The sequence below is a fragment of the Chromobacterium haemolyticum genome (genome assembly GCF_009936155.1).
Classification (GTDB): domain Bacteria; phylum Pseudomonadota; class Gammaproteobacteria; order Burkholderiales; family Chromobacteriaceae; genus Chromobacterium; species Chromobacterium haemolyticum.
Genome location: NZ_AP019312.1, coordinates 71669 through 97347, shown reverse-complemented (window position 1 = coordinate 97347; position 25679 = coordinate 71669). Strand labels below are relative to the sequence as shown.

The following is a 25679-nucleotide window of genomic DNA, read 5'->3' as shown; positions in this document are numbered from 1 at the left end:
CAGCGAGCTTCTCCGCCATGATTGAAGTCGGCATCGTGATGGGTAGCAACAGCGATTGGGAAGTCATGCAGAACGCCGCCCGCGTGCTCAAAGACTTCGGCATCGCCTGTGAAACCCGCGTCGTCTCCGCCCACCGTACTCCCGACCTGCTGTTCGAATACGCAGAAACCGCTGCCGAGCGCGGCCTGAAGGCCATCATCGCCGGAGCCGGCGGCGCCGCCCACCTGCCGGGCATGCTGGCCGCCAAGACCCACCTGCCGGTGCTGGGCGTGCCGGTGCCGTCCAAATACCTGCGCGGCGAGGATTCGCTGCTCTCCATCGTGCAAATGCCCAAGGGCATCCCGGTGGCCACCTTCGCCATCGGCGAGGCCGGCGCCGCCAACGCCGCGCTGTTCGCCGTGGCCATGCTGGCCGCCACCCGCCCGGAACTGGCGGAACAGCTGATCGCCTTCCGCCGCAAGCAAGAAGAAACCGTGCTGGCGATGACCTTGCCGGAGATCGAATAATGTCCGCCATCCTGCCCCCGGCAATGCTGGGCATCCTGGGCGGCGGCCAATTGGGCCGCATGTTCGCCGTGGCCGCCAAGACCATGGGCTACCGCGTCACCGTGCTGGACCCGGACGAAGCCGCGCCGGCGGCGGACTTCGCCGACCGCCACCTGTGCGCGCCGTTCAACGACCCCGCCGCGCTGGAAGACCTGGCCAAAAGCTGCGCCGCCGTCACCACCGAATTCGAAAACGTCAACGCCGACGCCATGCGCGTCCTGGCCAAGACCACCCGCGTATCGCCGTCCGGCGACTGCGTCGCCATCGCTCAGGACCGCATCGCGGAAAAAGCCTGGATCGCCAAGGCCGGCTTGCCCACCGCTCCGTATCTGGCCATCCAGAGCGTGGAGGACATTCAGGTTGAGCTCGCGCCCTACCTGCCCGGCATCCTGAAAACCGCGCGCCTGGGCTATGACGGCAAGGGCCAAGTACGGGTCGGCACCGCGGAAGAAGCGCGCGCCGCCTACGCCAATCTGGGCGGCCAGGCCTGCGTGCTGGAAAAGATGCTGGACCTGCAACTGGAAGTGTCCGCCATCGTCACCCGAGTCAGCGCCACTCAGAGCGCGGTGTTCCCGGTGGCCGAGAACATCCACGCCGGCGGCATTCTGGACGAATCCATCGTGCCGGCGCGCATCAAACCGGCGCTGGCGGCCGAAGCGCAGAGCATGGCGATGCGGCTGGCCGAGGCGCTGGACTACGTTGGCGTGCTGGCGGTGGAATTCTTCGTGCTGGCCGACGACAGCCTGGTGGTCAACGAGATAGCCCCACGGCCGCACAACTCCGGCCACTACACGCTCACCGCCTGCCTCACCGACCAGTTCCAGCAACAGGTGCGCGCAATGTGCGGCCTGCTGCCGGGCCGCACCGACCTGCTCAGCCCGGTGGTGATGGTCAACCTGCTGGGCGATGTGTGGAAGGACAACGGCGGCCAGCCCAACTGGGACGTGCTGGCGGAAGCGCCCAACGCCCAACTGCATCTGTACGGCAAGAAAAGCGCGCGCCCCGGCCGCAAGATGGGCCACTTCAATGTGATGGCGGCCACGGCCGACGAAGCCTTGGACCAGGCCCGGGCCTTGAAGGATACGTTGTAAGCACATGGCGAAGCCTAAGAACCCGTTCAATGTCTGCTGCGCGTCGGCGATACCGCGTTGAAAACGGCTTCAGAATGCTCATGTACCACATGTACATTCCGCTTCTTCAGCCGTTTTCGCCTTGTCTCGCTCTAGCTCGCTAAACTTTGAACAGGTTCTTACAGGGCTTCGCCATTTTTTCGCCATGACACTGAACGGCCTCAATCACCTGACCCTGGCGGTGCGCGATCTGGAGCGCGCCTGGGACTTCTACGCCCTCACCCTGGGCTGCCGTCCCCACGCGCGCTGGGACGGCGGCGGCTATCTGAGCCTTAACGGCCTGTGGCTGTGCCTGTCCTTGGACCCGGCCGCCGCGCCGGCCCCCGGCTACACCCATTACGCCTTCAGCGTGGACGCCGCCGACTTCCCGGCCTGGCGCGAACGCCTGGCCGCCGCCGGCGTCCGTCAATGGCGGGACAACAGCAGCGAGGGCGACTCGCTCTACTTCCTGGACCCGGACGGCCATCAGCTGGAACTGCACGTCGGCACGCTGGCCTCGCGGCTGGCCGCCTGCCGCGCCCGGCCTTACGCCGGCATGCGCTTCTTCGACGAGGCCCCGGCGTGAACGCCGCCATCGCCGCGCTGCGCGCCGGACTGAGCGCCGCCGCCGTTCCCGCCGGGGCCGCGCCGATGCGCGCCTATATGCGCGAGCAGTTCGACTATCTCGGCGTGCCCACGCCGGCGCGCCGCAAAGTCTCCACGCCCTGGATCCGCGCGCTGAACACCCAATCCGCGGAACACTGCCTGGATCTGGCCGAGCAGTTGTGGCGGCAGCCGGAGCGCGAATTCCAGTACGCGGCGGTGGACCTGCTGACCGCGCGTGCCGAAGCGCTGCCGGCCGCCAGCCTGCCGCGGCTGCTGGCCCTCGCCGCCGCCAAGCCCTGGTGGGACTGCGTGGACGGCTTGGCCGCCTGGGTGGTCGGCGCCCTGGTGCGCCAACACCGGGAGTTGCAGCGCGACATGGACGCGCTCAGCGACGACGCCGACTTCTGGCTGCGCCGCGTCGCCATCCTGCACCAGCTGCGCTGGAAAGCCGACACCGACGCCGAACGGCTGTTCCGCTACTGCGCCGCCAATGCCGGCGACGCCGAATTCTTCATTCGCAAGGCCATAGGCTGGGCCTTGCGCGAATACGCTTACACCGACGCCAGCGCCGTGCGCGCCTTTGTCGCGGCCACGCCGCTATCCGGGCTCAGCCGGCGCGAAGCTCTGAAACACATTGCCCGCTCCACCGAGGATTTCCGATGACCGGACTCAACACCACCCAACTGACCAGCTTGAAGAAAATCTACTCCGGCAAGGTCCGCGACCTGTACGAGATCGACGACAAGCGCATGCTGATGATCGCCACCGACCGGCTGTCCGCCTTCGACGTGATCCTGGACGACCCCATTCCCGGCAAGGGCCAGATCCTCACCGCCATCTCCAACTTCTGGTTCGACAAGCTCCAAGCGCTGGTGCCCTGCCACCTGACCGGCGACGCGCCGGAAGACGTGGTCTCCGCCGCCGACCTGCCGCAAGTGGCCGGCCGCGCCGTGGTGGCCAAGCGCCTGAAGCCGGTGCCGATCGAAGCCGTGGTGCGCGGCTACCTGGCCGGCTCCGGCTGGAAGGAATACCGCCAGAGCGGCACCGTCTGCGGCCTGGCGCTGCCGGCCGGCCTGCGCGAAGCCGACAAGCTGCCCGAACCCATCTTCACCCCGTCCACCAAGGCGGCGGTGGGCGACCACGACGAAAACATCAGCTACCAGCGCTGCGAGGAAATCGTCGGCGCCGAGCTGGCCGCTCAGGTGCGCGACACCGCGATCAAGCTCTACCGCGCCGCCGCCGAATTCGCCGCCAGCCGCGGCATCATCATCTGCGACACCAAGTTCGAGTTCGGCCTGGACGAGAACGGCGTGCTGACGCTGATGGACGAAGCGCTGACCCCGGACTCCAGCCGCTTCTGGCCGGCGGACAGCTACGCGCCGGGCGGCAACCCGCCGTCCTTCGACAAACAGTTCGTCCGCGACTGGCTGGAAGCCTCCGGCTGGGACAAGCAGGCGCCGGCGCCGACGGTGCCGCTGGAGGTCCGCGAGAAGACCGCGGCGAAGTATCGGGAAGCGCTGGACAGGCTGACTGCCTAAGCGCCTGTTTACCTTGCCGGGTACTTTCGAATCCGCTTCGCGGATAATGATTAAGGGCCGGTTCCGCCCGGCAAACGGAAAGGGAGATTTGCGCGGCCAAATCTCCCTTTACCCTAAAGGCCGCCCTGCAAGCCTGGCCTACGGCTTCCCGCCGGTTCCCGTCAGGCCCGAGGCGCGGCTGAACTCGCAGCGCGCTACGTCGCGCTGCTCGAACAGGCAGCCGCTTAAGACCTCGGGCCTGCCACCCGCCGGCAGGCTTGAAGGGAGTTGGGGCGCGTCGAATACGCGGTTTCCTGAGTATTGAAAAATGTTTCAAAGCACTGCCGGAAAATCGTAAACACATTCTCCGGACCAGTTCCAAGCCCCGCCCTAGCGGGGCTTGCTTTTTGCCGCGTTTCATATGACATTGGCGACTCAATCCCGCGACAGGAAACCCCGATGAAAACCGCCCTGCTGATCATCGACGTGCAAAGCGGCATGTTCGACAATGAACCCCGCGCCGACCAGGCCGACGCCGTCATCGCCCGCCTCAATCAACTGGCCGCCGCCGCCCGCGCGGCCGGAACGCCGGTGGTCTGGGTTCAACACGAACGCGCCAGCGCGCCGCTGATCCACGGCTCGGCGGAATGGCAGCTGGCCCGCGGCCTGGACGCCCAGCCGGACGACCACTACCTGCGCAAGACCACGCCGGACTCCTTCCTGCGCACCGGCCTGCATCAGCAACTGCAACAATGGGGCGTCGGCCAACTGGTCATCGCCGGCTACGCCAGCGAATTCTGCATCGACACCACCACCCGCAGCGCGGCGGCCCACGGCTACGCCATCATCCTGGCCAGCGACGCGCACACCACCCACGACAAGGACCACGCCAGCGCCGCCCAAATCCGCGCCCATGAAAACGCCACTCTGCCCAAGCTGGGCAGCTTCGGCGTGCCCATCCTGCTGCGCGCGGCTGCTGAGATCGCCTTTCCCGCCAGCTCCTGACCCGCCCCGCATGCCCATCGCCCAGCCCACCCTCAGCACGCCGCGCTTGCTGCTCTTGCCGGCGCAGCCCGCGCTGGCGCGCGCGATGCTGGACTTCCACGTCCGCAACCGTCAGCACTTCGAACCCTGGGACCCCAAGCCCGGCGACATGTTTTACACCGAGCTGTACTGGACCATGCAGCTGCGCCAGCGCGCCCGCGACTGGGAAGAAGGCCGCGGCGGCCGCTTCCTGCTGGCACTGCACGCCGAGCCGGAACGGGTGATAGGCAGCGTCGGCCTCAGCAACATCAGCCGCGGCGCCTTCCAGTCCTGTCATCTGGGCTATGGGCTGGATCAGCACTGCCAGGGCCAGGGCCTGATGCGCGAAGCGCTGGAAGCGGTGATACGCTGCGCCTTCGACACCCTCAGGCTGCACCGGGTCCAGGCCAACTACCAGCCGCACAATCTGCGCAGCGCCGGCCTGCTCAAACGGCTGGGCTTCGAGGTCGAAGGCCACGCCAAGAACTACCTCTACCTGAACGGCGGCTGGCGCGACCACGTGCTGACCTCGCGGCTCAATCCGGACTTCGACCCGGAGCACATGCTGGCCTGAGCATCCGGCCGCAATCGCCTCCGTCGGCCGGCGGGCTCAAGACGTGACGGCTTCCAGCCTCTCCATCGCCCCCTGCAAACGCTGCTGTAAAGGCTCCAGCAAGGCCCACAGCGCCTTGCCGCGCACTTTCGCGTTTTCAGTGTGGCGCAGCATCAACAGCACCGCGCCCAAGGCCTCGCTGCATTGACGCAGCTCTTCGGCGATATCGTCGTAATGCTCACAGCAACGGGCTAGATGAATCAGAACGGGATCGATGGTGGAAAGCGCGGTATTTTCCGAACGCAGACCTTGCAGATGTTTGACGGTCTTGATCAGACGGCTGGCCGCAGGGAGAGCGGCTGGAGATTCAGCGGCCTCCTTGGATGGAGGCGGTTTTGCAAGCAGGGACAGAACTGACAATATCGGCATGACGGGCTCCTACTGAACAGAGCGCCTGCCACCCCGCTTCCAATCAAGATGGGCAGGCATATGGCAGGGTTGGAAGACAGGCGAGTAGGAGCCAGCAGGCCAAAGGCCTCCCTGCCATAACCTGCCCTGATGGGCGCAACTATAGCGTGGCGAGGGATGATAAATCCCTCCTACTCAATTCAGGCTTCCATTCCTGATGCCGCGCTTTATGAAACGGCACGCGGCTCATGTTGCCCACCCTGCTAGGCCTGGTCAAGCGCGGCGCGTCCCCGCGTGACCCGAAACCCTGCGCCCCACTCCAATAACGGCGACAGCGCCAGGACATTTGGATAGCGCTTGCCAGCATCACCGCGCCATGTTTTGCTGTGAAGCCGCCGCTCCACCGCAACCCTGATGCCGCGGCGTAGTCAAAACAGGCCATAAAAGGGCTCACCGCCATGCAAACCTTCCAACTGAACGCCGACGACGGGGAAACCCTGCACGCCGCCTGCTGGCTGCCGGACGGCGCGCCGCGCGCCGTGGTGCTGATCTCCCACGGCATGAGCGAATACGCGGTGCGCTACCACCGCTTCGCCCAAACGCTGACCGCCGCCGGCTACGCGGTCTACGCCCACGACCACCGCGGCCACGGCGCCGCGCCGCGCTTGCGCGGCCATTTCGCCGCCGAGAATGGCTGGGACAAGGTAGTGGCCGACGTGGAGACCCTGCGCCGCCATGCCGCCGAGCAACATCCCGGCCTGCCGGTGGCGCTGTTCGGCCACAGCATGGGCTCCTTCATTGCCCGCGCCTATTTCTTGCGCCACGGCGCGGCGCTGTCCGGCCTGGCGCTGTCCGCCACCGGCTACCGCCAACGCCCGCTGGCCTGGCTGCTGCGCGGCCTGGCGCGGCTGGTGGCCCGCTTCGGCAGCCCGGAACGGCCAAGCCGGCTGCTGGCGCGGCTGATTTTCGGCAGCTTCAACCTGGGCTTTCTGCCCGCCCGCACCGGCATGGACTGGCTGAGCCGCGACCCGGCGGAAGTGGACAAATACCTGGCGGACCCATTGTGCGGCTTCGACCCCTGCCCCGGCCTGTGGATAGATTTGTTCGGCGGCATTATCGCCATGGAACGCGGCGAGGCGAGCGGCGACAGCCTGCCGCGCCGCTGTCCGGTCTGGCTGCTGGCCGGCAGCCGCGACCCGGTCAGCCTGGGCAAGCTGGGGCTGGGCCAGCTGGAAATCCGCTACCGCGAGGCCGGCCTGCTGGACGTGCAAACCACGGTCTACCCCGGCGGCCGCCACGAAATGCTGAACGAAACCAACCGCGTGGAAGTGGAGCAAGACATGCTGCGCTGGTTGGAGCGGATTAGCGTGCAGCCGGTCAGTACAGGCTGAGAACCTGTTCATAGTCTGCTGCGCGTCGGCGATACGGCGTTGAAAACACCTTCGAAATGCTCATGTACCACGCGTACATTCCGCTTTCTCAGCCGTTTCCGCCTTGTCTCGCCTTAGCTCGCGAGACTTTGAACAGGCTCTACGCCTGAGAATGTCCGCCGCGCTTCGGCGGGACAGTTAGACAGGAGCATTGAAACCAGCTCCCAAGCGCGCCGCCGCGAATTGGACTAAAATCCGGCGATTCGTTTTTCGCAGGAGGCCGCCATGAGCCTGATTCCCGAGATCAAACCACAGCAATCGCTGGAACTGCTCAAAGAGCTGCACATCCTGACCCGCGACGGCAAGATCAACCAGGACACCCGCCGCAAACTGAAACAGGTTTACCACCTGTACCAGTTCATCGAACCGCTAATGGCCGACGTGCTGGCGGAAAAAGGCGAGATGAGCCTGGCCGACCACGGCGCCGGCAAGTCTTACCTGGGCTTCATCCTTTACGACCTGTTCCTGAAGGACAAGGCCGCCGGCAGCGTCTACGGCATCGAAACCCGGCCGGAACTGGTCAGCCGCTCGCAGGAGCTGGCCGCCCGCCTGGGCTTCGAGCGCATGGGCTTTTTGAACCTGAGCGTGGAGCAGTCGATCACCTCGGACCAATTGCCGCAGCAGGTGGACATCATCACCGCGCTGCACGCCTGCAATACCGCCACCGACGACGCCATCCGCTTCGCACTGGCCAAGAACGCGCGCTACATCGTGCTGGTGCCCTGCTGCCAGGCGGAAGTGGCCGGCGTGCTGCGCCAAAAGAAAAACCAGAGCTTCGGCCTGACCCCGCTGTCCGAAATGTGGCGCCACCCCATCCACACCCGCGAGTTCGGCAGCCATCTGACCAATGTGCTGCGCTGCCTGCAGTTGGAAGCGCGCGGCTATCAGCTCACCGTCACCGAGCTGGTGGGCTGGGAGCACTCGATGAAGAACGAGCTGATCATCGCCAAGTACACTGGCCAGCGCAAAAACAGCGCGCGCGAACGCCAGGAGGCGATTCTGAAAGAGTTGAACCTGGAAGACCTGCGCGAGCGCTTTGTGTATTAAACACCGGCTCAAAGCCTGACACGCCGCGAAACCTTGTACGCAAGGGGTTTCCGCGCGGGTATCGCTTCGCTCCTCCCACCCTACCGATGGCAAACCGCCGCGCGTAGGGTGGCTGAAGCCGCAGGCGATACCGCCGCCCGCCACAGTCCGCACCGGCAGGTTTTAGCTCCGGTCCGCTTCATACCGAGAAAACTCCCGCGTGGGTATCGCTGCGCTCCTCCCACCCTACCGATGACAAGCCGCCGCGCGTAGGGTGGCTGAAGCCGCAGGCGATACCGCCGCCCGCCGCAGTCCGCACCGGCAGGTTTTAGCTCCGGTCCGCTTCATACCGAGAAGACTCCCGCGCGGGTATCGCTGCGCTCCACCCACCCTACCGATGACTAGCCGCCGCGCGTAGGGTGGGTGGAGCCGCAGGCGATACCCACCGCCCAGCACTGACGTCCGTCGCCACGGCCCGTTTCCGGGCCCTGAGCATAATGGGAACGACGCACCCGGACCGCCCCGCGCGGCCGGTCCCGCCCCCGCCCGCTTCTCCTCCCGCCTCAGATTCTTTCGAGCGTTTCTCCGCGTCCGCCGGGGGCCCTTCCCACAGGAGCCCGACATGAATATCAGCGCCAACGGCATCAAATTGATCCAGCAATTCGAAGGCCTGCGTCTCAAGGCCTACCAGGACGCGGTGGGCGTCTGGACCATAGGCTACGGCCACACCGGTCCGGACGTGACGCCGGGCCTGGTCATCACCCAGGCCCAGGCCGACGCGCTGCTGGCGCGTGATCTGAGCCGCTTCGAAGCCGGCGTCACCCGGCTGGCCGCGGTGCCGCTGAACCAGAACCAGTTCGACGCGCTGGTCAGCTTCAGCTACAACCTGGGCCTGGGCTCGCTGCAAAACTCCACGCTGCTGCGCCTGCTCAATCAGCGCGACTACGCCGGCGCCGCCGCCCAGTTCCCGCGCTGGAACAAGGCCGGCGGCAAGGTCCTGCCCGGCCTCACCCGCCGCCGCGCGGCGGAGCAGGCGCTGTTTCTGCAGCCGGCCTGAGCTTGTGGTCTGAACCATGAAAAAAGCCCAAGCGGATGCTTGGGCTTTTTTTACGGAGCGCGGCTGACTCAACCGCGTTCGAGTCATGTCTTATTGCGGCGACTGCACCAGCTGGGATTCTTTCACCCCTTTTTGACCTTCGGCCTCGTCCACGCTCTGCAGCTTGTTGCGGGCGTACAGCACGCCCATCTTCACTTCCTGCCAAACGTAGTAGATCTTGCCGGCCACCATATCCATGGTCAGGCTGGAGTCGTTCTCGGCCTTGCCCACCAGCGTGTGCGAGCCCGGCTCCAGATCAGCCATGATGTAGGTTTTGGCCACGGTGTCGCCCAGAGCCTTGTTGTCGGCCTGCACGTTCATTTTCACTGCGGCGCCCATCGCTTCATTGCGGTAGATGTAGACGCGGGCCTTATTGGGCTGGGCATTGAACTGCTTGGCCTGAGCGTCCGCCTCGGGCGTGGCCAGTGTGGTGGAGGCGCAGCCGGACAGCAGCGCCAGCAGAGAAGCAGCGGCAAATAGTTTTTTCACGGAAAGTTCTTTCTTATATTCAAACGGTATGGCGGCGGGGATTCTACATGCAAACATTCCACTTCGCACCCATACATTTTCACTTTCCGGCCATACCTACACGACCTCGCAAGCCCAACTCAATCCTCGTCCGCCAACACCGTCTCGCCGTCACGCTGCGCCAGCATGAAACGGCGCAGCGGCCGGTGGCGCGCGATCAGCTCCGCCAAGCGCAGCGAATGACTGGTCACCCACAGCTGGCTGTGGCGGCCGGCCTCGGCGATCAGCCGCGCCAGCGCCGGCAGCAAATCCGGGTGCAGGCTGTTCTCCGGCTCGTTCAAGGCCATGAAGGCCGGCGGGCGCGGGCTGAGCAAGCCCACCGCCAGGCACAGGAAACGCAGGGTGCCATCGGACAATTCGGCCGCCTCCAGCGGCCGCAGGATGCCGTCGCGCTGTATCAGCATCTGAAAACGGCCGTGCAGCGCCTCCACTTGGAAGCGGCTGTCCGGAAACGCGTCGGCCAACACGCTGCGCAGCAGTTCGACGTCGCCGATCTCCACAATGGTCTGGAAAGCCGCCGCCAGGTTGCCGCCGTCGTGCGCCAGCACCGGCGAGCGGATGCCCACCTGCGGCGCGCGCGGCGGCGAGCCGGGCCACACCGCGAACTCATGGTAGAAACGCCAGCGCCGCAGCGTCTCGCGCACTTGCGACACCTCGGGATAGAGATGCGGCTCCGACAATTGGCCGAACACCGACTCCTCGGCTTGCAGGCCCAATGGATAGGTGGTCCTGACCCCGTCCACGCTGGTGAGAAAGGCGCTCTGATTGCGCCGCTCCAGCACCTGGGCCGAGGGGCGGCGGCCCTGGCCGGCCAGCCACAGCGTTTCCTCCTTCACCAGCGGGTCCAGCGAAAACAGACTGAGGCTGGGCTCGGGATAGCCCAGCTGCAATTCGTAGTCGTAATCGGCCAGCCGCGCCGCCAGCACCATGCGCTTGGGCTCGCCCTTGCGGTCGCCTCGACGCGGGCCGCCGGCCCACATCGCCTTCTGGATGCCGCCCTCTTCCGCCAGCGCCGCGGACAGGCGGCCGCAAGCGGCCTCGTGCAGCAGGCGCACCGCCTTGTAGAGATTGGATTTGCCGCAACCGTTGGGGCCTACGACGACGTTGAGCGGCTCCAGCTCCAGCCGCAGTTGGCGGATGGAACGGAAGCCCTTGAGGCTGAGCTCGTGAATGGACATGGCGGCTCCGGTGACGACGGAGCCGCCATTCTAGCGCGGACGCGCCGTTTTACTGCAGCGCCTGGTTGATCACCATGGCGATGCGCGCGCCGGCCTTGACCAGCTGCTGTTTGACCAGCTGAGCGCCGGCGGTCTGGTAGGTGCGGTCCAGGTAGGCCACGTCGCTGGGCGCGCTGCCGCAGCTAAAGTTGGACAGCGGGCCGTAGACCTCGCTGCGCGCGTACTGATTGGATTCCTTGATCCAGTCATTGACCTGCCCGCTCTGCCAGCCGGCGATGTTGCGCGCGTAGTACTTGAGGTTCTGCGCCGCCCAACTCTGCTCGTTGGTACCGCTCAAGGCCTGCTGCACCAGCGCGGTGTCCCACACCGAATGCAGATTGCCGGTCTTGTTGCTGCCGGCCAGCCGCGTCTTGACGTCGTTGCCGCCGCGGTCGTGGTTGTCGGCCGCGTGCAGCGGCTGATGGATGTCGCCGATCATGTGCAGCAAGAAGGTCAGCGCCTGGGCGCGGGCGGACTTGCTGGCGCTCTTGTCGGCCAGCACCTTGCTGTAGCGCGTGATCTGATTGGACGCGCAGTTGCCGCTGGGGCAATCGTCCTCTTCCACGCCGTCGCACACCGGTTCGTCGTTGTAATGCCATTGATCCGAGCCCGGCAGCTGCTGCTTCAATTCCTGCTTGTGCTGGTCCATGTACAGGGCCAGCTGGGCGAAGTCCGCGTTGGGGATCAACTGATTGACCGCGGCCTTGGCCTGAGGGCTCAACAGTTGCTGGGCGACGTAGCCGGTGATGCGGTGGCCTTCCTGACCCCAGGCCAGCGCCTGGGCGCTGGGCAGCGCGAAGGCGGCGGACAACAGCAGGGCGAGCGTAAATTTCTTCATGACGGTTTCTCTTGTGATTGTGATTGGCCAAGGCGGGCGCTCCGCCCGCCGCTTTTATGGCGGACGGATATTACCCGAAAATCGTTAAATTTAAATGCCATTATCATTTCACGTGGAGATATGTCACAGCTCGATGCCCATAGAAAAAGCCCGGCATAGCCGGGCTTGTTCCCTTCCTCCCGCTCCGCTCAACGCGGCCGGTCGCCCAGGATGGTGGCGCGGTGCATCACCCGGCGCTGCGGCAGGTAATCCGCCACCGCGTAGTGCTGGGTGACGCGGTTGTCCCAGAACGCCAGATCGTTTTCCTTCCAGCGCCAGCGCACGGTGAATTCCGGCCGCGCGGCATGGGCGAACAGCAGGGCCAGCAGGGCATCGCTCTCTCGCGGCGCCAGCTCCAGGATGCGGGTGGTGAAGCCCTCGTTGACGAACAGGCCCTTGCGGCCGGTGACCGGGTGGGTGCGCACCACCGGGTGCACCACCGGCGGATGGTCGCGGCTGGCCTGTTGCCAGCGCGCGTATTGCGGCGTGTCCTTGAAGCGGCTTTCCGGGAAGGAATGAATAAAGCTATGCTCGGCGCTGAGGCCGTCCAGCAGCGCGCGCAAGGCTGGCGACAAGGCCTCGTAAGCGGCGCTGTTGCTGCTCCACAGCGTGTCGCCGCCTACGTCCGGCAGCTGCCGCGCCGACAGCACCGCGCCCAACGGCGGGGTGGCGATAAAGGTGACGTCGGTATGCCAATTGTCGTTGTCCGGCAAGTTGTCGACGTGGGTGTCCAGCACGATGATTTCCGGCTGCTCCGCCACCGTCGGGTAGACCGGATGCAGATGCAGATCTCCGAAGCGGGCGGCGAAGTCGCGCTGCTGGCGCGGCGTCAGCGGCTGGTTCTCGAAGAACAATACCTGATGGCGCAGCAGCGCCGCTTCGATCGCGTCGCGCTCGGCGCCGGACAGCGGCGCGCTCAAGTCGACGCCGGAAACGATGGCCCCCAGGGCCGGACTGATGGCTTGCAGTTGCAGGCTCATGACTGTGCTCCTTATCCGCTCAGCGGATTCAAATCCAAAAAATCGAAAACCCGCTCAAAACCGTTCCGGCGCGACCCAGCCGGCGAAGCGTCGCTCCACCCAACGCAGCCCCAGCTCCAAGGCCAGCGCGATCCAGGCGATGATCAGGATGCCGGCGATCACCGCGTCGGTGACCAGGAACTGGGCGGCGGACTGCACCATGAAGCCCAGGCCGCGGGTGGCTGCCACCAGCTCCGCGGCCACCAGCGTGGACCAGCCCACGCCCAGGCCGATGCGCAGCCCGGTCAGGATTTCCGGCAGCGCGCTGGGCAGCACCACCAGCCGCAGCAGCTGGCCACGGCTGGCGCCCAGCGAGCGCGCGGCCTGCAGCCGCGCCGGGTCCGCGCGGCGCACGCCGGCGGCGGTGGCGATAGCCAGCGGCGCGAAGATGGCGAGATAAATCAGCAGCACCTTGCTCGCTTCGCCGATGCCGAACCAGATCACGATCAGGGGCAGATAGGCCAGGGGCGGCACCGGCCGGTAGAACTCGATCAGCGGGTCCAGCGCCGCATGCGCGCGCCGACTCAGGCCCATCAGCATGCCCAGCGGCACCGCGGTGGCCGCGGCCAGCAGCAGCGCCAGCCCCACCCGGCCCAGGCTGGCGGCGGCGTGACGCCACAGGCTGGCGTCCATGAAACCGTTGACCGCCAGGTCCGCCAGCCGCGCCGCCACCTGGGCCGGGCCGGGCAGAAACAGCGGCGACACCAGGCCGCCGGCGCTGGCCGCCCACCACAACAGCAGCAGACCGCCCACCGACAAGGCGGTGGGCCAGCGCCGACGCCAGGCGGCGAAACGGCCAGCGAGAGGGGCGGGAGGATGGGCCGGCGGCGGCGCGCTCAGCTCGGCTTGCGCGGCCGGGCCCAATTCGGTCAGTTCAAGCGGCGGCATGGTCGGCCTCCTCGGCGCGGAAAATCCAGTCCAGCAAGTGCTCGCGCATGGCGATAAAGGCGGGATCGGCCTTGATCGAGCGCGCCGATTCGCCGGCGGCGTAGCGCTGGGCGAAGCCCAGCTTCTGCCGCAGCGCGATGCGGCCGGGACGCGGCGTCAGCACCAAAAGCTCAGTGCCGAGAAACAGCGCTTCCTCGATGCTGTGGGTGATCAGGAAGATGCCCTTGCCGCTGCGCTGCCACAGGCTGAGGATTAGCGACTGCATCTTTTCCCGGGTCAGCGCGTCCAGCGCGCCCAGGGGCTCGTCCAGCAGCAGGAAGTCGGGATCGGCCGCCAGCGCGCGCGCCAGGCCCAGGCGCTGGCGCATGCCGCCGGACATCTGACTGAGCGCGTGGCCGGCGAAGGCCTCCAGCCCCACCCAGCCCAGCATGCGGCGCGCCTCGCGCCGCCGCTGCTCGCGCGGCACCCCGCGCAGGCGCAAGCCGAAGGCCACATTGTCCTCGGCGTTGAGCCAGGGCATCAGCGCGTCGTCCTGGAACACCACGCCGCGGTCCGCTCCCGGTCCGCGCACCGGCCGGCCGTTGGCCAATACCCGGCCCTGGCTGGGCGTCTGAAAACCGGCCATCAGCCCCAGCAAGGTGGACTTGCCGCAGCCGGACGGCCCCAGCGCCACCACGATTTCGCCGGAACGCAGCTCCAGCGACACCCGGTCCAGCGCCTGCACCGGGCCGGACGGGCCGGCGTAGCTGACGCCGGCGTTTTCCACGATCAAGCTCGCCATCGCGGCCTCCTGGCGCTCAGCGCGGCTGCGCCAGCCGCACGAAGCGCGGCTCGACATAGGCTTGATAATCCGGTAGCACCGCTTCCACCTTCTTCTGCTCCTTCAGGAACAGCGCGGTGTCGCGCAGCGCCTTGGCGGTGCCGCCGCCCAGCAAGCGCGGCGACAGCTGCTCCTGCGCCAGCGGGAAGCGGCTGCCGGCCAGCAGGCCGGGAATCTGCGCCGGATCGGCCCCAGTCAGCCGCGCGATCTTGGCCACCTGCGGCGAGCCGGCGCTCCAGGCCGCCGGCTTGGCGCGGTAATCGGCGAAGGCCTGCAAAGTCACCTTGGCGAAGGCGGCCAGCGCCTGCGGCTGGGCGGCGGCGAAATCCTTGCGCGCTACCCAGGCTTCGAAGGTGGGCGCGCCCCATTGCCCCACTTGTTCGGAGTTGACCAGCACCGAGCCGGTTTTCAACGCCTGGCTCAAGGCCGGGTCCCAGACATAGGCGGCGTCGATGTCGCCGCGCTGCCAGGCGGCGCTGATCTCGGACGGGCGCAGATTGACGATGGACAGCTTGGCCGGGTCCAGCTTCCAGTGTTTGAGCGCGGCCAGCAGGCTGTAATGGGTGGTGGAAACGTAGGGCACCGCCACCTTTTTGCCGATCAGGTCCCGCGGGGTCTTGATGCCGCTGCCCTTGCGCGCCACCAGCGCTTCGGAGTTGCCGATCTCGGCGACGATCAGAAAGGTCTGGATCGGCAGCTGACGGGTGGCGGCGGCGCTGAGCGGGCTGGAGCCGAGGTCCGCGATGTGCACGTCGCCGGAAGCCAGCGCGGCGAGCACTTCCGCGCCGCTCTCGAACTTGCGCCACTGCAGCGGCCGGCCGATGGCTTTTTCGTACAGGCCGTCGGCCTGGGCCACCTTGGAGGGATCGACTCCGGTCTGGTAACCGATGACGATGGGGGCCTCGGCGGCGTGTGCCGCCAAGGCAAGGAGAGACAGGCTGGCGAGGCTGAGCGCCAGCAGGGAACGGCGGGAGATGAACATGGACATGGCGAGTTCCTGAACAAGGGGACTCAGCACACTATAAAAGCCATGTTTAATATCAAAAAGTAATTAAATTTGCTTTCAATATTCCAAATAAATCAATAGCGTATTGGAGCCTGTTCAAAGTCTCGCGAGCAAGAGCGAGACAAGGCGAAAACGAGCGAAAAAGCGGAATGTACAAGTGGTACATGAGCATTTTGAGCTGGTTTTCAACACCGTATCGCCGCAGCGCAGCAGGCTTTGAACAGGCTCTTACCAGTTCACCTGATCATTCAACGTCAGCCCGCCGGCCGGCGCCTGCAACACCCGGTTGCCGGCGCGCTGCTCCCAGCTCACGCTGCCGTCGGCGTTCTTGCGGTAGTACTTGTACTCGATGCGCTGGCCGGCCGGCAGATTGACCCGGGTCTTCCACAGCGGGTAGGCCGCCGCGTCCGCCGGCAGGCCCAGGTCGGTGTTCCAATTGCCCAGCGCGCGCGCCGCGCCGGTCACGTACAGCTGCTGCCCCCAGCTGGTCTCGGCGGCAGCCTGGATCTCCACCGTCGCCTCTCCGGCCTTGGGTTCAACGCGGCAGGCGTAGTAACGCGCGCAGGCGGCTTCCGGCAGATCGACGACGCGGCCGGCGCGGATGGAAGCCAGCAGGCTGATGTATTCGCCCATCGCCCAACTCAGCGGCGCGATCGAGCGGGTGGGCGTGCCGGCGCGGTTACCGGCCGGCGTCTCCACCGCCCAGCCGTCCGGCAGCACCGCGCTGTGCGGCCACACCTGCTCCGGCAGCATGCCCTCAGGCGTGGCCAGCTGTTTCAGCGCGGCCAGATACGGCTGGCCGGCCGCGCCGCCGCCCTGGCGCGCAATTTCATAGATGCCGCGCTCGGCGGTGAAGATGGGCCACAGCCGGCCCACGCCGCTGCCGGCGAAATCACCGCCGTCGTTGCGCTCGCCATAACCGTCGAAGTTGTAGCGGAACCAGGCGTTGACCGGCAAAGCCGGCACGCCGGGCAGTTCCAGCCGCTGGCCCAGCACCGCGTCGTAAATGCCCAGCGTGGCGAGCACAGCCGGATCGTCGGCGCGCTTCACCCCCATGCGCACCAGTTCCAGGAAGCCGCCGTCCACCACCCGGCGCGCGTCGCGGCTACCGCCGCCGTTTTTCACTTCCAGCGTTTGCGGCGTATCCGGCCCCAGCGCCGGCGCCTGGCCTGCGCGGCTGGCTCCGCCTGCGCGCGCGGACGGGTTGAGGCGCAGATAATAGCGGCCGTCGCCAAAGCCGCCGCTGCGGGTGAAGGTCCAGGCGTCCACGTTCTGCTGCCAGTAGTCGGCCGCAGACAGATAGCGCGCGGCGCTGGCGTCGTCGCCGTTGGCGCGGGCGATGTCGGCGGCGGCGGCCAGCCCGGCGATCTGCGCCGCCAGCGTGGACGGCGAGTAGCCGCTGTTCTCCTCCCAGCGCTCCTGATAGGTCCACGGCCCGGCGTTCAGGATGTAATCGGCGGCCAGCTTGATGCGCGGCCACAGCGGCGAGTACACCGCCGGCCCCTGCCGCCAGGCCAGCAGGATGGGCATGGCCTGCTCGTCCATCTGGGTCCCCTGCCAATACTGCGCGCCGCTGACCCAGGCGTTTTGCGGAAAACGGCCGTTGCGGCTGAAGCCGTCCGGGCAGCCGGCGGCGTCGTATTCCGCCGCGCCGCAGTCGCGACGCTGCTGCAAGGTATTGAACAAATAGTCCGTCACCCGCGCGGCGGTGGCGCGGTCGCCGGCGGTGAGCAGGGCGTTGGCGAACTTGAACAGGTCGCGCGGCCACACCAGATGGTAGCCGCCGGCGTTGGCGTCGCCCTGGGTCGCCCCCCACGGCGTGCCCAGGCCGGCCACCATCGCGCCGCTGGCCTTGTCCTGCATGGTTTTCAGCGTCATCGCCGCCAGGTAGTAGCCATCGTCGGCGCTGCCGCCCTGATCGGACAGGCCGGCGGCGTAGGCCTGCCAGCCGGCGTCGTAGCGCCGCTGCGCCGCATCCAGATCACCGCCCAGGGCGGCGGCGGCCGTGTCCAGCGCCTGCCCCTGGCTGGCGCCGAATCCCAGCACCACGTCGAAGGACACGCTGGTGGCGCGCGGGTCGCCCGCATCCAGCCAGCCCATCTGCGCCACATTGCCGTTGCCGGCGGAATCGAAGGTCCAGTCCATGCGCTTGTCCGCCGCGCCGCCCAGCAGATCGGTCCAGCCGTCGCTCAAACCGACAAAACCGCTGGACAGCATGCGGCGGCCGTTCTGCGTCTTCCACGGCAGGCTGCTCAGCAGTGCCGAGGCGCGCTGATTGCGGCTGGCCGCCAAGGCCGCGTCGCCGCCGGCGCGCGCCAGGGTGGCGGCGCTATTGCCGGCGCCGGCATTGTCCAGATAAGGCTTGAACAGCAAATAGAGTCGGAAATCGCCGACGCGGCGGCCGTCCAGCGCGCTGAAGGTGACGCGCTGGATCAGCGCGTCGCGCGCCGGATCGGTGAAGATGCGCTTGCTGATGCGCCAGTGATGGGCCGCGTTGCCGGTCTGCGCCTGCCAGCTCATGCTGCGCGGATGCAGCCGCTGTACGCGGTAGTCCTGCCGCTTTTCCTCATCGACGAAACCGCCGCCGGCGTCGCCCACCAGGAATTGCAGGTCCACCGCCGCCTGGGTGTCCACCGCCGGGTAGAACACCTCGGAGACCACCCCGCGATAGCCGGTAAAATACACCCGCGACGGCCCCTCCGCCGCCACGCCCACGAAAGACTTGGCCGCCGGGCCGCGCACCGCCGTCAGCCCCGGCGCGCCAAACGCTTCGCCGGCCTGCGCCGCGCCGCTCAAACTTCCCGCCAGCAGGGCCAGGCCCATCCATTGCTTGATCATGTCCGCTCGCTCCTGAATTTGGCTGGGAGCGTAGCAAAGCAACATACAAATGTCATTTCATGCCAGAACAAAACCCAGCTGTTTCAAGCATCGAGCGCCGGCAATGAAGCGATAAAACACTCAAACCCTCTCACGCTCAGCATTTGCCAGCTTTCTCCGCTTTCGGCTCGTCTATAAAACAATGTCATGCAAATCAAATAGACGCCGCCACCCCGGCCGCACAAGGAGAAAACGCTATGGGCTTGAATGCCATCACCCCGGACGACCATCGCTACGAAACGCTGAAAAAAGGCTTCAATCTTCGCTGGCCGGCAGCTGGCCAGGCCGCGGGCGGCATCATCATCTGCAGCGATGAAGCCGAGGCCGTCGCCGCTCTGCAATACGCGCTTGACCACAAGCTCAATCCCACTATCCGCAGCGGCGGCCATTGCTACGAAGGCTTCGTCAGCAACAATCCCGGCGGCCTGATCATAGACATCGGCCAGCTCTCCGGCCTACGCCGCGACGTGGCGGCGGACGGCCGCCGCTACGGCTTTCAGCTTCTAGCCGGCAATCAAAACTGGGACGGTTACGTTGGCCTGTACAAACTCACCGGTAAGACCGTGCCCGGCGGCTCCTGCTACTCAGTGGGCGCCGGCGGCCACATCAGCGGCGGCGGCTACGGCCTGCTGTCGCGGCTGCAGGGCCTGACCGTGGACTGGTTGAGCGCGGTGGACATTCTGCTTGCGGACGGCGGCAAGGCGCGCAAGGTGCACGCCCGCGCCGACAATGAATTCGCCGACTTGCTCAAGCTGTGCAAGGGGGCAGGCGGCGGCAATGTCGGCCTGATCACCAGCTATTACTTTGACGATTTGCCGCCAGCGCCGCAGCAGGTGGGCGTGCAGCTCTTGCAATTCGACTGGAACGACTTCAAAGACTTAGGCCGCTTCACCGACTTGCTGCAAACCTATGGCCAATATTGGCAGGATGCGGACAGCGAACCCGAAGGCTACGGCCTGTTCAGCCTGCTCAAGCTCACCCACATCAGCGCCAAAAACCTGGGCCTGGTGGTGCAATACACCGACAGGGACGGCAAGCTGAACCACACCGCGCCCTTCAACGATTTCTACCAGCGCATCAAGCAAGTGACCCGGCCGCAGTTGCTCAATACCTACCTGCCCGGCGGCGGCCACCTGCCCCATATTCCGCACCGCTCGCAGCCCAAAAACGCCGCTCCCTTGCCGGAACACGCGCAGGCGATGGACTGGCTGTACGCCACTCAGACGCTGAACGGCTCCGGCAACAACCAGCGCGGCAAGTACAAATCCGCTTACATGAAGCAGAACTTCTCCGCGGAAGAATGCAAAGCCATCCACCTGCATCTGACATCCGATCCCAACAACCAGGACCTTGCCCAGTCGCTGCTGCAAGTGGATTCCTACGGCGGCGCGATCAACCACCGCGGCGCCGGCAACAACGGATTCGACCCGGCCGACAACCAGACCGCGGTGCCTCAGCGCGCCTCGGTAATGAAGCTGCAGTACCAAAGCTACTGGACCGACCCGGCCAACGACGCTGAGCATCTGCGCTGGATGCGCGACTTCTTCGACGCCGTCTACGCCGCCGACGGCTTCAACGGCACGCCCTATCCGGCCTCGGCGGCCTTGCCGGACTCGCCCTACGAGGGCTGCTACATCAACTACCCGGACGTGGACATGTTGAACGGCGCGCGGCCGGGCACGCCCGGCTATAGCTGGGGCGAGCTGTATTACGGCGCGCTGTATCCGGAGCTGGTGGCGATCAAGCGCAAATACGACCCGGGCAATGTGTTCAAGCACGCGATGTCGCTAGGCGCGGAGTAAGCGCTCAACGCCGGCCGGCGCGCGCAAGGCGCCGACCTCGCCTCCGCGCCGCGGCCCGGCATCCACCTGTCCTAAAGAACATTGCCCTTACGGCCAGCGCTGCCTATACCCGCGCTATGCCCATGGAATTAAATCGCCCACGACAGCCGTCCGCGGATTTTCCTGCCAGCAAGGAGCCAATATGAGCTATCTGCAGTTCCCCCGCCTGGCCTTCTCTGGCCAGTTCCAGGCCGACGTCTCCACCGTCAACAACGATCCGCGCCATTTCGACAACGCCAACTTCGAAGCCCACTTCCAGGAATTCCAGCAAGCGGACGCCGCCGGCAACACCAAGACTTACAACGGCTGGTGGCACCCCACCGGCACCGCCATCATGCGCTTCGCCAACTGCCAGGTGACCAGCCTGCGCGGGCCCAGCGGCATTCTGGTCACCAACCCGGCGCAAGACCCGCTGCTGTCCTGTAGCGTGGGCAACGCCATCGGCAAGCCGTCCGCCAAGATGGTGGACCTGGACCCGGACTGGCAGCTGGCCTCCAATGTCTACGGCCTGGCGGTGTCGTTGCTCAAGCCGGACGGCACGCCGCTGATGACCGCCGACTACCAGAGCAACCCCTTCCGCGATCTGTGGTTCGGCCGCGGCCAGGGCAACGGCAGCGATATGGGCGCCTCGGCGATCTTCCAATCCGTGCTCACCAATATCCATTGGCATCTGGACGGCTTCGACAGCCCGCTGCTGGCGCGTCTGATCGAACTGAGCGATCAGGATCGGCTATCCATCCGCCTGACCACCTACGGCTACGATATGAACGCCGGCTCGCCGCTGTTCGGCTACGGCACCGTGCTCGGCGCCATCGGCCCGGCCTATACCGGCCAGCCGCGCTCCTTCATCCTGGGCCGCCGCTTCATGCCCACCACGCAAAACAGCCTGCAGGATTCGGTGTCCGGCAACGGCATCGGCTGTTTCTCCTCCTGGCTGGACCCGGACAGCGCCAGCTTGCAAGTGGACCTGAGCAACGCGCTGCCGTTGGACGGCAACAACCAGATCGCCGCGCTGCCGGCGCTTCAGTACGCCATCCTGCACAATGCCTTGACCGCGCAGGACGCGGAGATAGGGCCTGACGACTACACCGTCATCGCCGGCGTGGACGCCTCGCAAACGCTGCAAGACCAGCAGTCCGGCATCCAGTCCGTACCGTTGAGCGAAACGCAACTGCGGCTGGCCAGCCAGCCGCTGCCGCTGGCCATCGTTCAGCCGGTGGACGCCCAGGGGCGCGCCACGGTCTGCGTGCGCGAAGTACTGCTGGGCAATGAGGTGCGCGCCGAGGACTTCGCCATCCGCCTTGATCCCAACCACCCGGACAAGAACCACCTGCACACTCATATCTACGCCGCATGCTACGGCCAGCCGCTGGCCGGCGCGGAGCTGGCCTTCTGGGCCGGCGCGCCGATGCTGGACTACGGCAACACCCCCGCCGACGCCACCATGGGCACCACCCCGCGCGCGCTGTTGCCGGTCAACAACGTGCCCAACGCCGCCATCCGCATCAGCCCGGCGGCGCCAATCACCGACCAGGCCGGCCGGGCCGCCATCACCCTGCATGGTCCGGAAAGCTTCGGCACCCCGCGCGAATACATGGACGGCCAGCTGTTCACCCTTTCCTACAATCTGGCCGGTTCCGATCCGGCCCTGCAGCAGCATTACGACAACTTGGCGGTGGTGGTGTTCAGCAGCTTCCCGCAGCCGGGCCAGGACATAGATCTGGACAATCCCCGTTGGGAGGACGTGCAGCCCATCCTGCAGCAATACGCCAACCTTTACCCGGTGATGAGCCAGGGCTTGTTCGACTTTTCCAAGCAGGCGGTGGCCGACGCCAGCGCCTTCATCATGCGCTTCGTCTTCGACAAGCCCATTGAAGATCCGGACCAGATGCCGGTGACGCGCGATCTGTCCGCCAGCAAACGGCGCATGCTGATCAATTACTTCCAGAACGTGATAGACCGCACCGGCAAAACCTTCGACCGCCAGCTGATGTACGGCAAGCGCTGCCCGCTGCGCCAAAGCGCGCCGCCCAGCCAGGCCGACATCGCCGCCACGCTCAGCTCGCCGTCCGCCAGCAAGCTGCGCAAGCCCCGCGGCTGACCTCGGCCCCGTCATCCGACCTTCCAAGGAAACCAAGCGATGCTGAAGATACGCCAAGAACTGATGGACGAACTGCGCCAGGCCGACCACATCCAACATGTGCGAACCATGCTGGCCGGCGCGGTGCGGCTGGAGCTGTCCACCATCCCCACTTACCTGACCGCGCTGTTCTCCATCAAGCCCGGCCAGAACCAGGAAGCGCGCGCGCTGGTGCAATCGGTAGTGGTGGAGGAAATGCTGCACATGACCCTGGCCGCCAACACCCTGATCGCCATCGGCGGCAACCCGCGCGTCGTCGAAGACGGCCAGGCGCTCAACTACCCGGGACCGCTGCCGATGTGCGTGGACACCGGTCTCATCGTCAGCCTCAAGGCGCTGAGCCGGCAGCAGGCGCAGGAAGTGTTCATGGAGATAGAACGTCCGGACACCCAGGCCATCCTGCCCGGAGAAACCCAGGCCTATGTCGACAACCAACCCGGTTTCGACTCCATCGGCCGCTTCTACCAGGCGATACTGGAACGGCTGCAACACCTGGAAAACCACGGCCACGACTGCTTCGCCCAGCCGCGGCTGGACGAGCAGGTGGACGTCAGCCAGTGGTTCCCGCACGAGGTGCCGGGCTGTCCGGACGGCAAGGTCTACGATATGGCCAGCGCCCGCGCGGTGATAGACACCATCGTGCGCCAAGGCGAGGGCGTGCAGGTAGAGGACGACTGGATCAATCCCAAGGAAGACGCCGGCGGCAGCTACGCCCACTATTTCAAGTTTGGCGAAATCTACTACGGCAAGCGGCTGATCCGCGATTACGCCAGCCCCTCAGGCTGGTCCTACACCGGCGAGCCGGTGCCGCTGGACGAAACCGGCGTGTTCAATCTGCTGCCCAACGCCGCGCTCAGCGACTACCCGGCCGGCAGCGGCGCGGCCATCAGCGGCGCCCAGTTCTACCAGGCTTATCAAAACCTGCTGGCCGCGTTGGACCGCACCTTCAACGGTCAGCCACAGCAGTTGGACGCCGCCATCGGCATCATGTACGAACTGAAGCTGGTAGCGCAGAAGGTGATGCAGAACCCGGTCAGCAGCAGCGTGCCGGACGTGGTGGCCGCGCCGCCCTTCATGCGCCTTCATCAGTCGAGCTGAGCGCCGGCAGCGTCAGGGCGGCGCATAACCCGCCCTCCTCGCCGGCCAGCAACTCCAGACGGCCGCCAAAACGCCCTGCTATCGCGGAGACGATGGACAGGCCCAGGCCGCTGCCGGCGCCAGCATGCCGCCCGCGCCAAAAGCGCTGCGCGGCCTGCTCGCGTTGAGCCGCCGTCAATCCCGGCCCCTGATCGCGCACTTCAAATCGCAAGCCCGCCTCGTTCAGCGCGGCCTCCAAACGCACCGGCGCGTCCGGCGGCGAGTAGCGCAGGGCATTGTCCAGCAGATTGCGCAGCGCGGTGGCCGCCAGCGCCTGAGGCAAGGCTAGCGCGGCCTCAGGCAACGGGCCGCAGACAATGCGCCGCGGCGGCGCGGGCTCCGCGTCGCGCATCGCCAGCCGCGCCACCTCGTCCGCGCGGGCCGGAGGCCCTTCTTCCCAATCGAAAGCCCCTTCCAGCCGCGCCAGCATCAGCAACTGCCCCAGGGTGTTCTGCAAGCGTTCCGCCCCCTCGGCGGCGTGGGCCAGCGCCTGCGCCGCGTCCGGTCCCTGGGTGATGCGCGCCACTTGCAGATGGGTCTTGATCGCCGTCAGCGGGGTTCGCAGCTCATGGGCCGCGTCGCTGGTCAAACGCCGCTCGCGTTGCAGTGCCTCGCCCACGCGCCGCAGTAGCTGATTCAGGCTGTCCGCCAGCGGCAACACATCGCGCGGCAAGCCCTGAGTGGCCACCGGCTCCAGCGCCTCCGGCGCGCGGCGGGCCAAAGCGCGGCGCAGCCGCTCCAGCGGCCTCAAGCCCCGGCTCACGCCCAGCCACGAGGCCACCAGGCTGCCGGCCAGGGCCGCGATGAAGGGCACGGCGGCGGCCCAGCGGATATCCGTCAACATCGCGTCGCGTTCGGTCAGCCGGTCCGCCGTGGTCACCCGCAGGCCGTTGGCCACCACCGTATAGCTGCGCCAGCGCTCGCCGCGCACGGTTTGTTCCGCATAACCCGACGCCGGATCCGCGCGGGTGTCCGGCGCGCCCGGCGTGCGCGCCAGCACCTCGCCGCGCACGGAAACGATCTGACAGGCAATGCCGGCGCCTAAGCCCTCGAAAAGCGGCACGGCGCGCGGCGGCGGCGCGGGCAGCTGCTCCATCAGCCCGGCCACCATCTGCGCGGACATCGCCAGCCGCCGGTCCAGCGTCAGCCGCATCTGCCGGTCCAGATCATGCAGCGTCCAGGCCGCCACGCCGCCCCACAGCAGGCACAGCGACACCCCTATCCATAACAGCAAGCGCAGGCGCAAACTCATTCACCGGCCCTGCCGTAGCGATAGCCCAGGCCGCGCACCGTCTCCACCACCGCCGGCCCCAGCTTGCGCCGCAAATGGTGGATGTGCACGTTCAAGGCGTTGCTTTCAATTTCCTCGCTGTAATCATAGAGCCGGTCCTTCAGCTGCTCGGCGCTGAGAATCCGCTCCCGCGCCTGCATCAAGGCCGCCAACAGCGCCAGTTCGCGGCGCGCCAGCGCCACCGGCCGGCCGTGTAGCCAGACTTCGCCGCGCACCGGGTCCAGCCGCAGCGGACCGTCCTCGATCACATCCACGCAACGGCCGGCGGCGCGCCGGCGCAAAGCGTGCAGCCTGGCCACCAGTTCGTCCAGATCAAAAGGCTTGAGCAGATAGTCGTCCGCGCCGGCGCGCAGACCGGCCACCCGGTCCTCCACCGCGTCGCGAGCGGTCAACACCAGCACCGGCAGCGCCTCTCCGCGCGCGCGCAAGCGCGCCAGCAAGCGCATGCCGTCCTCGTCCGGCAGCCCCAGGTCCAGAATCATCAAATCGGCGTCCAGCGTCGCCAGCGCCGCCTCGGCCTGGGCCGCGCTGCCCACCGCGTCCACCGTCAGGCCGTGAGCGCGCAGCCCGGCGACGATGCCCAGCGCGATCAACTCGTTGTCTTCCACCAATAACACCCGCATTTCCTGCCTCCTTGCCGCCGCCAGCTTGCCGACGACGGATTATCCCATTGTTAACGGCGGCTTAATCCCCGGCATCCAGGCTGTGCGCATTCATCGCCATGG

The 25679-nt window shown here is 66.6% G+C and carries 24 protein-coding genes; 13 read left to right on the top strand and 11 right to left on the bottom strand.

Going from position 1 to position 25679, the window contains the following annotated elements; genetic code table 11:
• Positions 1-17 precede the first annotated feature (17 nt).
• From purE to GYH29_RS00375, 7 genes are all read left to right on the top strand, one after another.
• Positions 18-506 (top strand): 5-(carboxyamino)imidazole ribonucleotide mutase, encoded by a 489-nt coding sequence (gene purE / locus GYH29_RS00405; protein WP_019102123.1) that lies wholly within the window; start codon positions 18-20, stop codon positions 504-506.
• Positions 506-1636, top strand: a complete 1131-nt coding sequence (locus GYH29_RS00400) for a 5-(carboxyamino)imidazole ribonucleotide synthase (protein ID WP_043592475.1) — start codon at positions 506-508, stop codon at positions 1634-1636. Before purE ends, GYH29_RS00400 begins: the two co-directional genes overlap by 1 nt.
• A gap of 184 nt (positions 1637-1820) precedes the next feature.
• On the top strand, positions 1821-2240 hold the full coding sequence (locus GYH29_RS00395) for a fosfomycin resistance glutathione transferase (protein WP_161523033.1): 420 nt from the start codon (positions 1821-1823) through the stop codon (positions 2238-2240).
• Positions 2237-2923 carry a DNA alkylation repair protein gene (locus GYH29_RS00390; protein WP_198001629.1) on the top strand — a complete coding sequence of 229 codons (687 nt, stop codon included), beginning with the start codon at positions 2237-2239 and terminating at the stop codon, positions 2921-2923. The genes GYH29_RS00395 and GYH29_RS00390 overlap by 4 nt, the downstream gene beginning before the upstream one ends.
• Positions 2920-3798, top strand: a complete 879-nt coding sequence (locus tag GYH29_RS00385; RefSeq protein ID WP_081575753.1) for a phosphoribosylaminoimidazolesuccinocarboxamide synthase — start codon at positions 2920-2922, stop codon at positions 3796-3798. Before GYH29_RS00390 ends, GYH29_RS00385 begins: the two co-directional genes overlap by 4 nt.
• 438 nt (positions 3799-4236) lie before the next feature.
• On the top strand, positions 4237-4782 hold the full coding sequence (locus tag GYH29_RS00380) for a cysteine hydrolase family protein (RefSeq protein ID WP_107731375.1): 546 nt from the start codon (positions 4237-4239) through the stop codon (positions 4780-4782).
• 10 nt (positions 4783-4792) lie between these two features.
• Positions 4793-5374 (top strand): GNAT family N-acetyltransferase, encoded by a 582-nt coding sequence (locus GYH29_RS00375; protein ID WP_043592479.1) that lies wholly within the window; start codon positions 4793-4795, stop codon positions 5372-5374.
• 36 nt (positions 5375-5410) lie between these two features.
• Here GYH29_RS00375 and GYH29_RS00370 read toward each other — a convergent pair whose 3' ends face one another.
• The gene (locus GYH29_RS00370; RefSeq protein ID WP_019103410.1) at positions 5411-5782 is read right to left on the bottom strand and encodes a DUF1484 family protein; all 372 of its coding nucleotides are present in this window, start codon (positions 5780-5782) and stop codon (positions 5411-5413) included.
• Between the two features lie 437 nt (positions 5783-6219).
• On the opposite strand from GYH29_RS00370, the gene GYH29_RS00365 reads away from it, so the two are divergent.
• The 3 genes from GYH29_RS00365 (at position 6220) to GYH29_RS00355 (ending at position 9274) form a co-directional block, all read left to right on the top strand.
• The gene (locus tag GYH29_RS00365; RefSeq protein WP_161523032.1) at positions 6220-7152 is read left to right on the top strand and encodes an alpha/beta hydrolase; all 933 of its coding nucleotides are present in this window, start codon (positions 6220-6222) and stop codon (positions 7150-7152) included.
• Positions 7153-7416: 264 nt separating this feature from the next.
• Positions 7417-8238: a class I SAM-dependent methyltransferase gene (locus tag GYH29_RS00360; RefSeq protein WP_048416074.1), complete on the top strand. Its 822-nt coding sequence runs from the start codon at positions 7417-7419 to the stop codon at positions 8236-8238.
• A gap of 601 nt (positions 8239-8839) precedes the next feature.
• Positions 8840-9274 carry a lysozyme gene (locus tag GYH29_RS00355; protein WP_081575756.1) on the top strand — a complete coding sequence of 145 codons (435 nt, stop codon included), beginning with the start codon at positions 8840-8842 and terminating at the stop codon, positions 9272-9274.
• A 90-nt stretch (positions 9275-9364) separates the two neighbouring features.
• Here the strand turns inward: GYH29_RS00355 and GYH29_RS00350 are convergent, their stop codons facing one another.
• From GYH29_RS00350 to GYH29_RS00315, 8 genes are all read right to left on the bottom strand, one after another.
• The gene (locus GYH29_RS00350) at positions 9365-9802 is read right to left on the bottom strand and encodes a DUF2846 domain-containing protein (protein WP_198001628.1); all 438 of its coding nucleotides are present in this window, start codon (positions 9800-9802) and stop codon (positions 9365-9367) included.
• 119 nt (positions 9803-9921) lie between these two features.
• Positions 9922-11019, bottom strand: a complete 1098-nt coding sequence (locus tag GYH29_RS00345; protein WP_161523030.1) for an AAA family ATPase — start codon at positions 11017-11019, stop codon at positions 9922-9924.
• 49 nt (positions 11020-11068) lie between these two features.
• Entirely contained in the window at positions 11069-11896 is an 828-nt protein-coding gene (locus tag GYH29_RS00340; RefSeq protein ID WP_081575758.1) for a S1/P1 nuclease, read from the bottom strand.
• Between the two features lie 188 nt (positions 11897-12084).
• Positions 12085-12915, bottom strand: coding sequence for a taurine dioxygenase (gene tauD / locus GYH29_RS00335; RefSeq protein ID WP_161523029.1), 831 nt, complete (start codon positions 12913-12915; stop codon positions 12085-12087).
• Between the two features lie 54 nt (positions 12916-12969).
• Positions 12970-13842 carry a taurine ABC transporter permease TauC gene (gene tauC / locus GYH29_RS00330; protein ID WP_161523028.1) on the bottom strand — a complete coding sequence of 291 codons (873 nt, stop codon included), beginning with the start codon at positions 13840-13842 and terminating at the stop codon, positions 12970-12972.
• The gene (locus tag GYH29_RS00325) at positions 13829-14623 is read right to left on the bottom strand and encodes a taurine ABC transporter ATP-binding protein (RefSeq protein ID WP_081575775.1); all 795 of its coding nucleotides are present in this window, start codon (positions 14621-14623) and stop codon (positions 13829-13831) included. Before GYH29_RS00325 ends, tauC begins: the two co-directional genes overlap by 14 nt.
• A gap of 16 nt (positions 14624-14639) precedes the next feature.
• The gene (tauA, locus tag GYH29_RS00320; RefSeq protein ID WP_232060466.1) at positions 14640-15650 is read right to left on the bottom strand and encodes a taurine ABC transporter substrate-binding protein; all 1011 of its coding nucleotides are present in this window, start codon (positions 15648-15650) and stop codon (positions 14640-14642) included.
• A 246-nt stretch (positions 15651-15896) separates the two neighbouring features.
• Positions 15897-18506: a glycoside hydrolase family 15 protein gene (locus tag GYH29_RS00315; protein WP_198001627.1), complete on the bottom strand. Its 2610-nt coding sequence runs from the start codon at positions 18504-18506 to the stop codon at positions 15897-15899.
• Positions 18507-18742: 236 nt separating this feature from the next.
• Between GYH29_RS00315 and GYH29_RS00310 the strand changes: the two genes are divergently transcribed.
• From GYH29_RS00310 to GYH29_RS00300, 3 genes are all read left to right on the top strand, one after another.
• Positions 18743-20347 (top strand): FAD-dependent oxidoreductase, encoded by a 1605-nt coding sequence (locus GYH29_RS00310; RefSeq protein WP_161523027.1) that lies wholly within the window; start codon positions 18743-18745, stop codon positions 20345-20347.
• A gap of 181 nt (positions 20348-20528) precedes the next feature.
• The gene (locus tag GYH29_RS00305) at positions 20529-22487 is read left to right on the top strand and encodes a hypothetical protein (protein ID WP_161523026.1); all 1959 of its coding nucleotides are present in this window, start codon (positions 20529-20531) and stop codon (positions 22485-22487) included.
• A gap of 39 nt (positions 22488-22526) precedes the next feature.
• On the top strand, positions 22527-23624 hold the full coding sequence (locus tag GYH29_RS00300) for a ferritin-like domain-containing protein (protein ID WP_019100019.1): 1098 nt from the start codon (positions 22527-22529) through the stop codon (positions 23622-23624).
• Here GYH29_RS00300 and GYH29_RS00295 read toward each other — a convergent pair.
• Both GYH29_RS00295 and GYH29_RS00290 read right to left on the bottom strand, forming a co-directional pair.
• Positions 23599-24915, bottom strand: coding sequence for an ATP-binding protein (locus tag GYH29_RS00295; protein ID WP_161523025.1), 1317 nt, complete (start codon positions 24913-24915; stop codon positions 23599-23601). The two genes, GYH29_RS00300 and GYH29_RS00295, sit on opposite strands and share 26 nt — an antisense overlap.
• A complete protein-coding gene (locus GYH29_RS00290; RefSeq protein ID WP_043642421.1) occupies positions 24912-25577 on the bottom strand; it encodes a response regulator in 666 nt (221 codons plus the stop codon). The genes GYH29_RS00295 and GYH29_RS00290 overlap by 4 nt, the downstream gene beginning before the upstream one ends.
• Between the last annotated feature and the right edge of the window lie 102 nt (positions 25578-25679).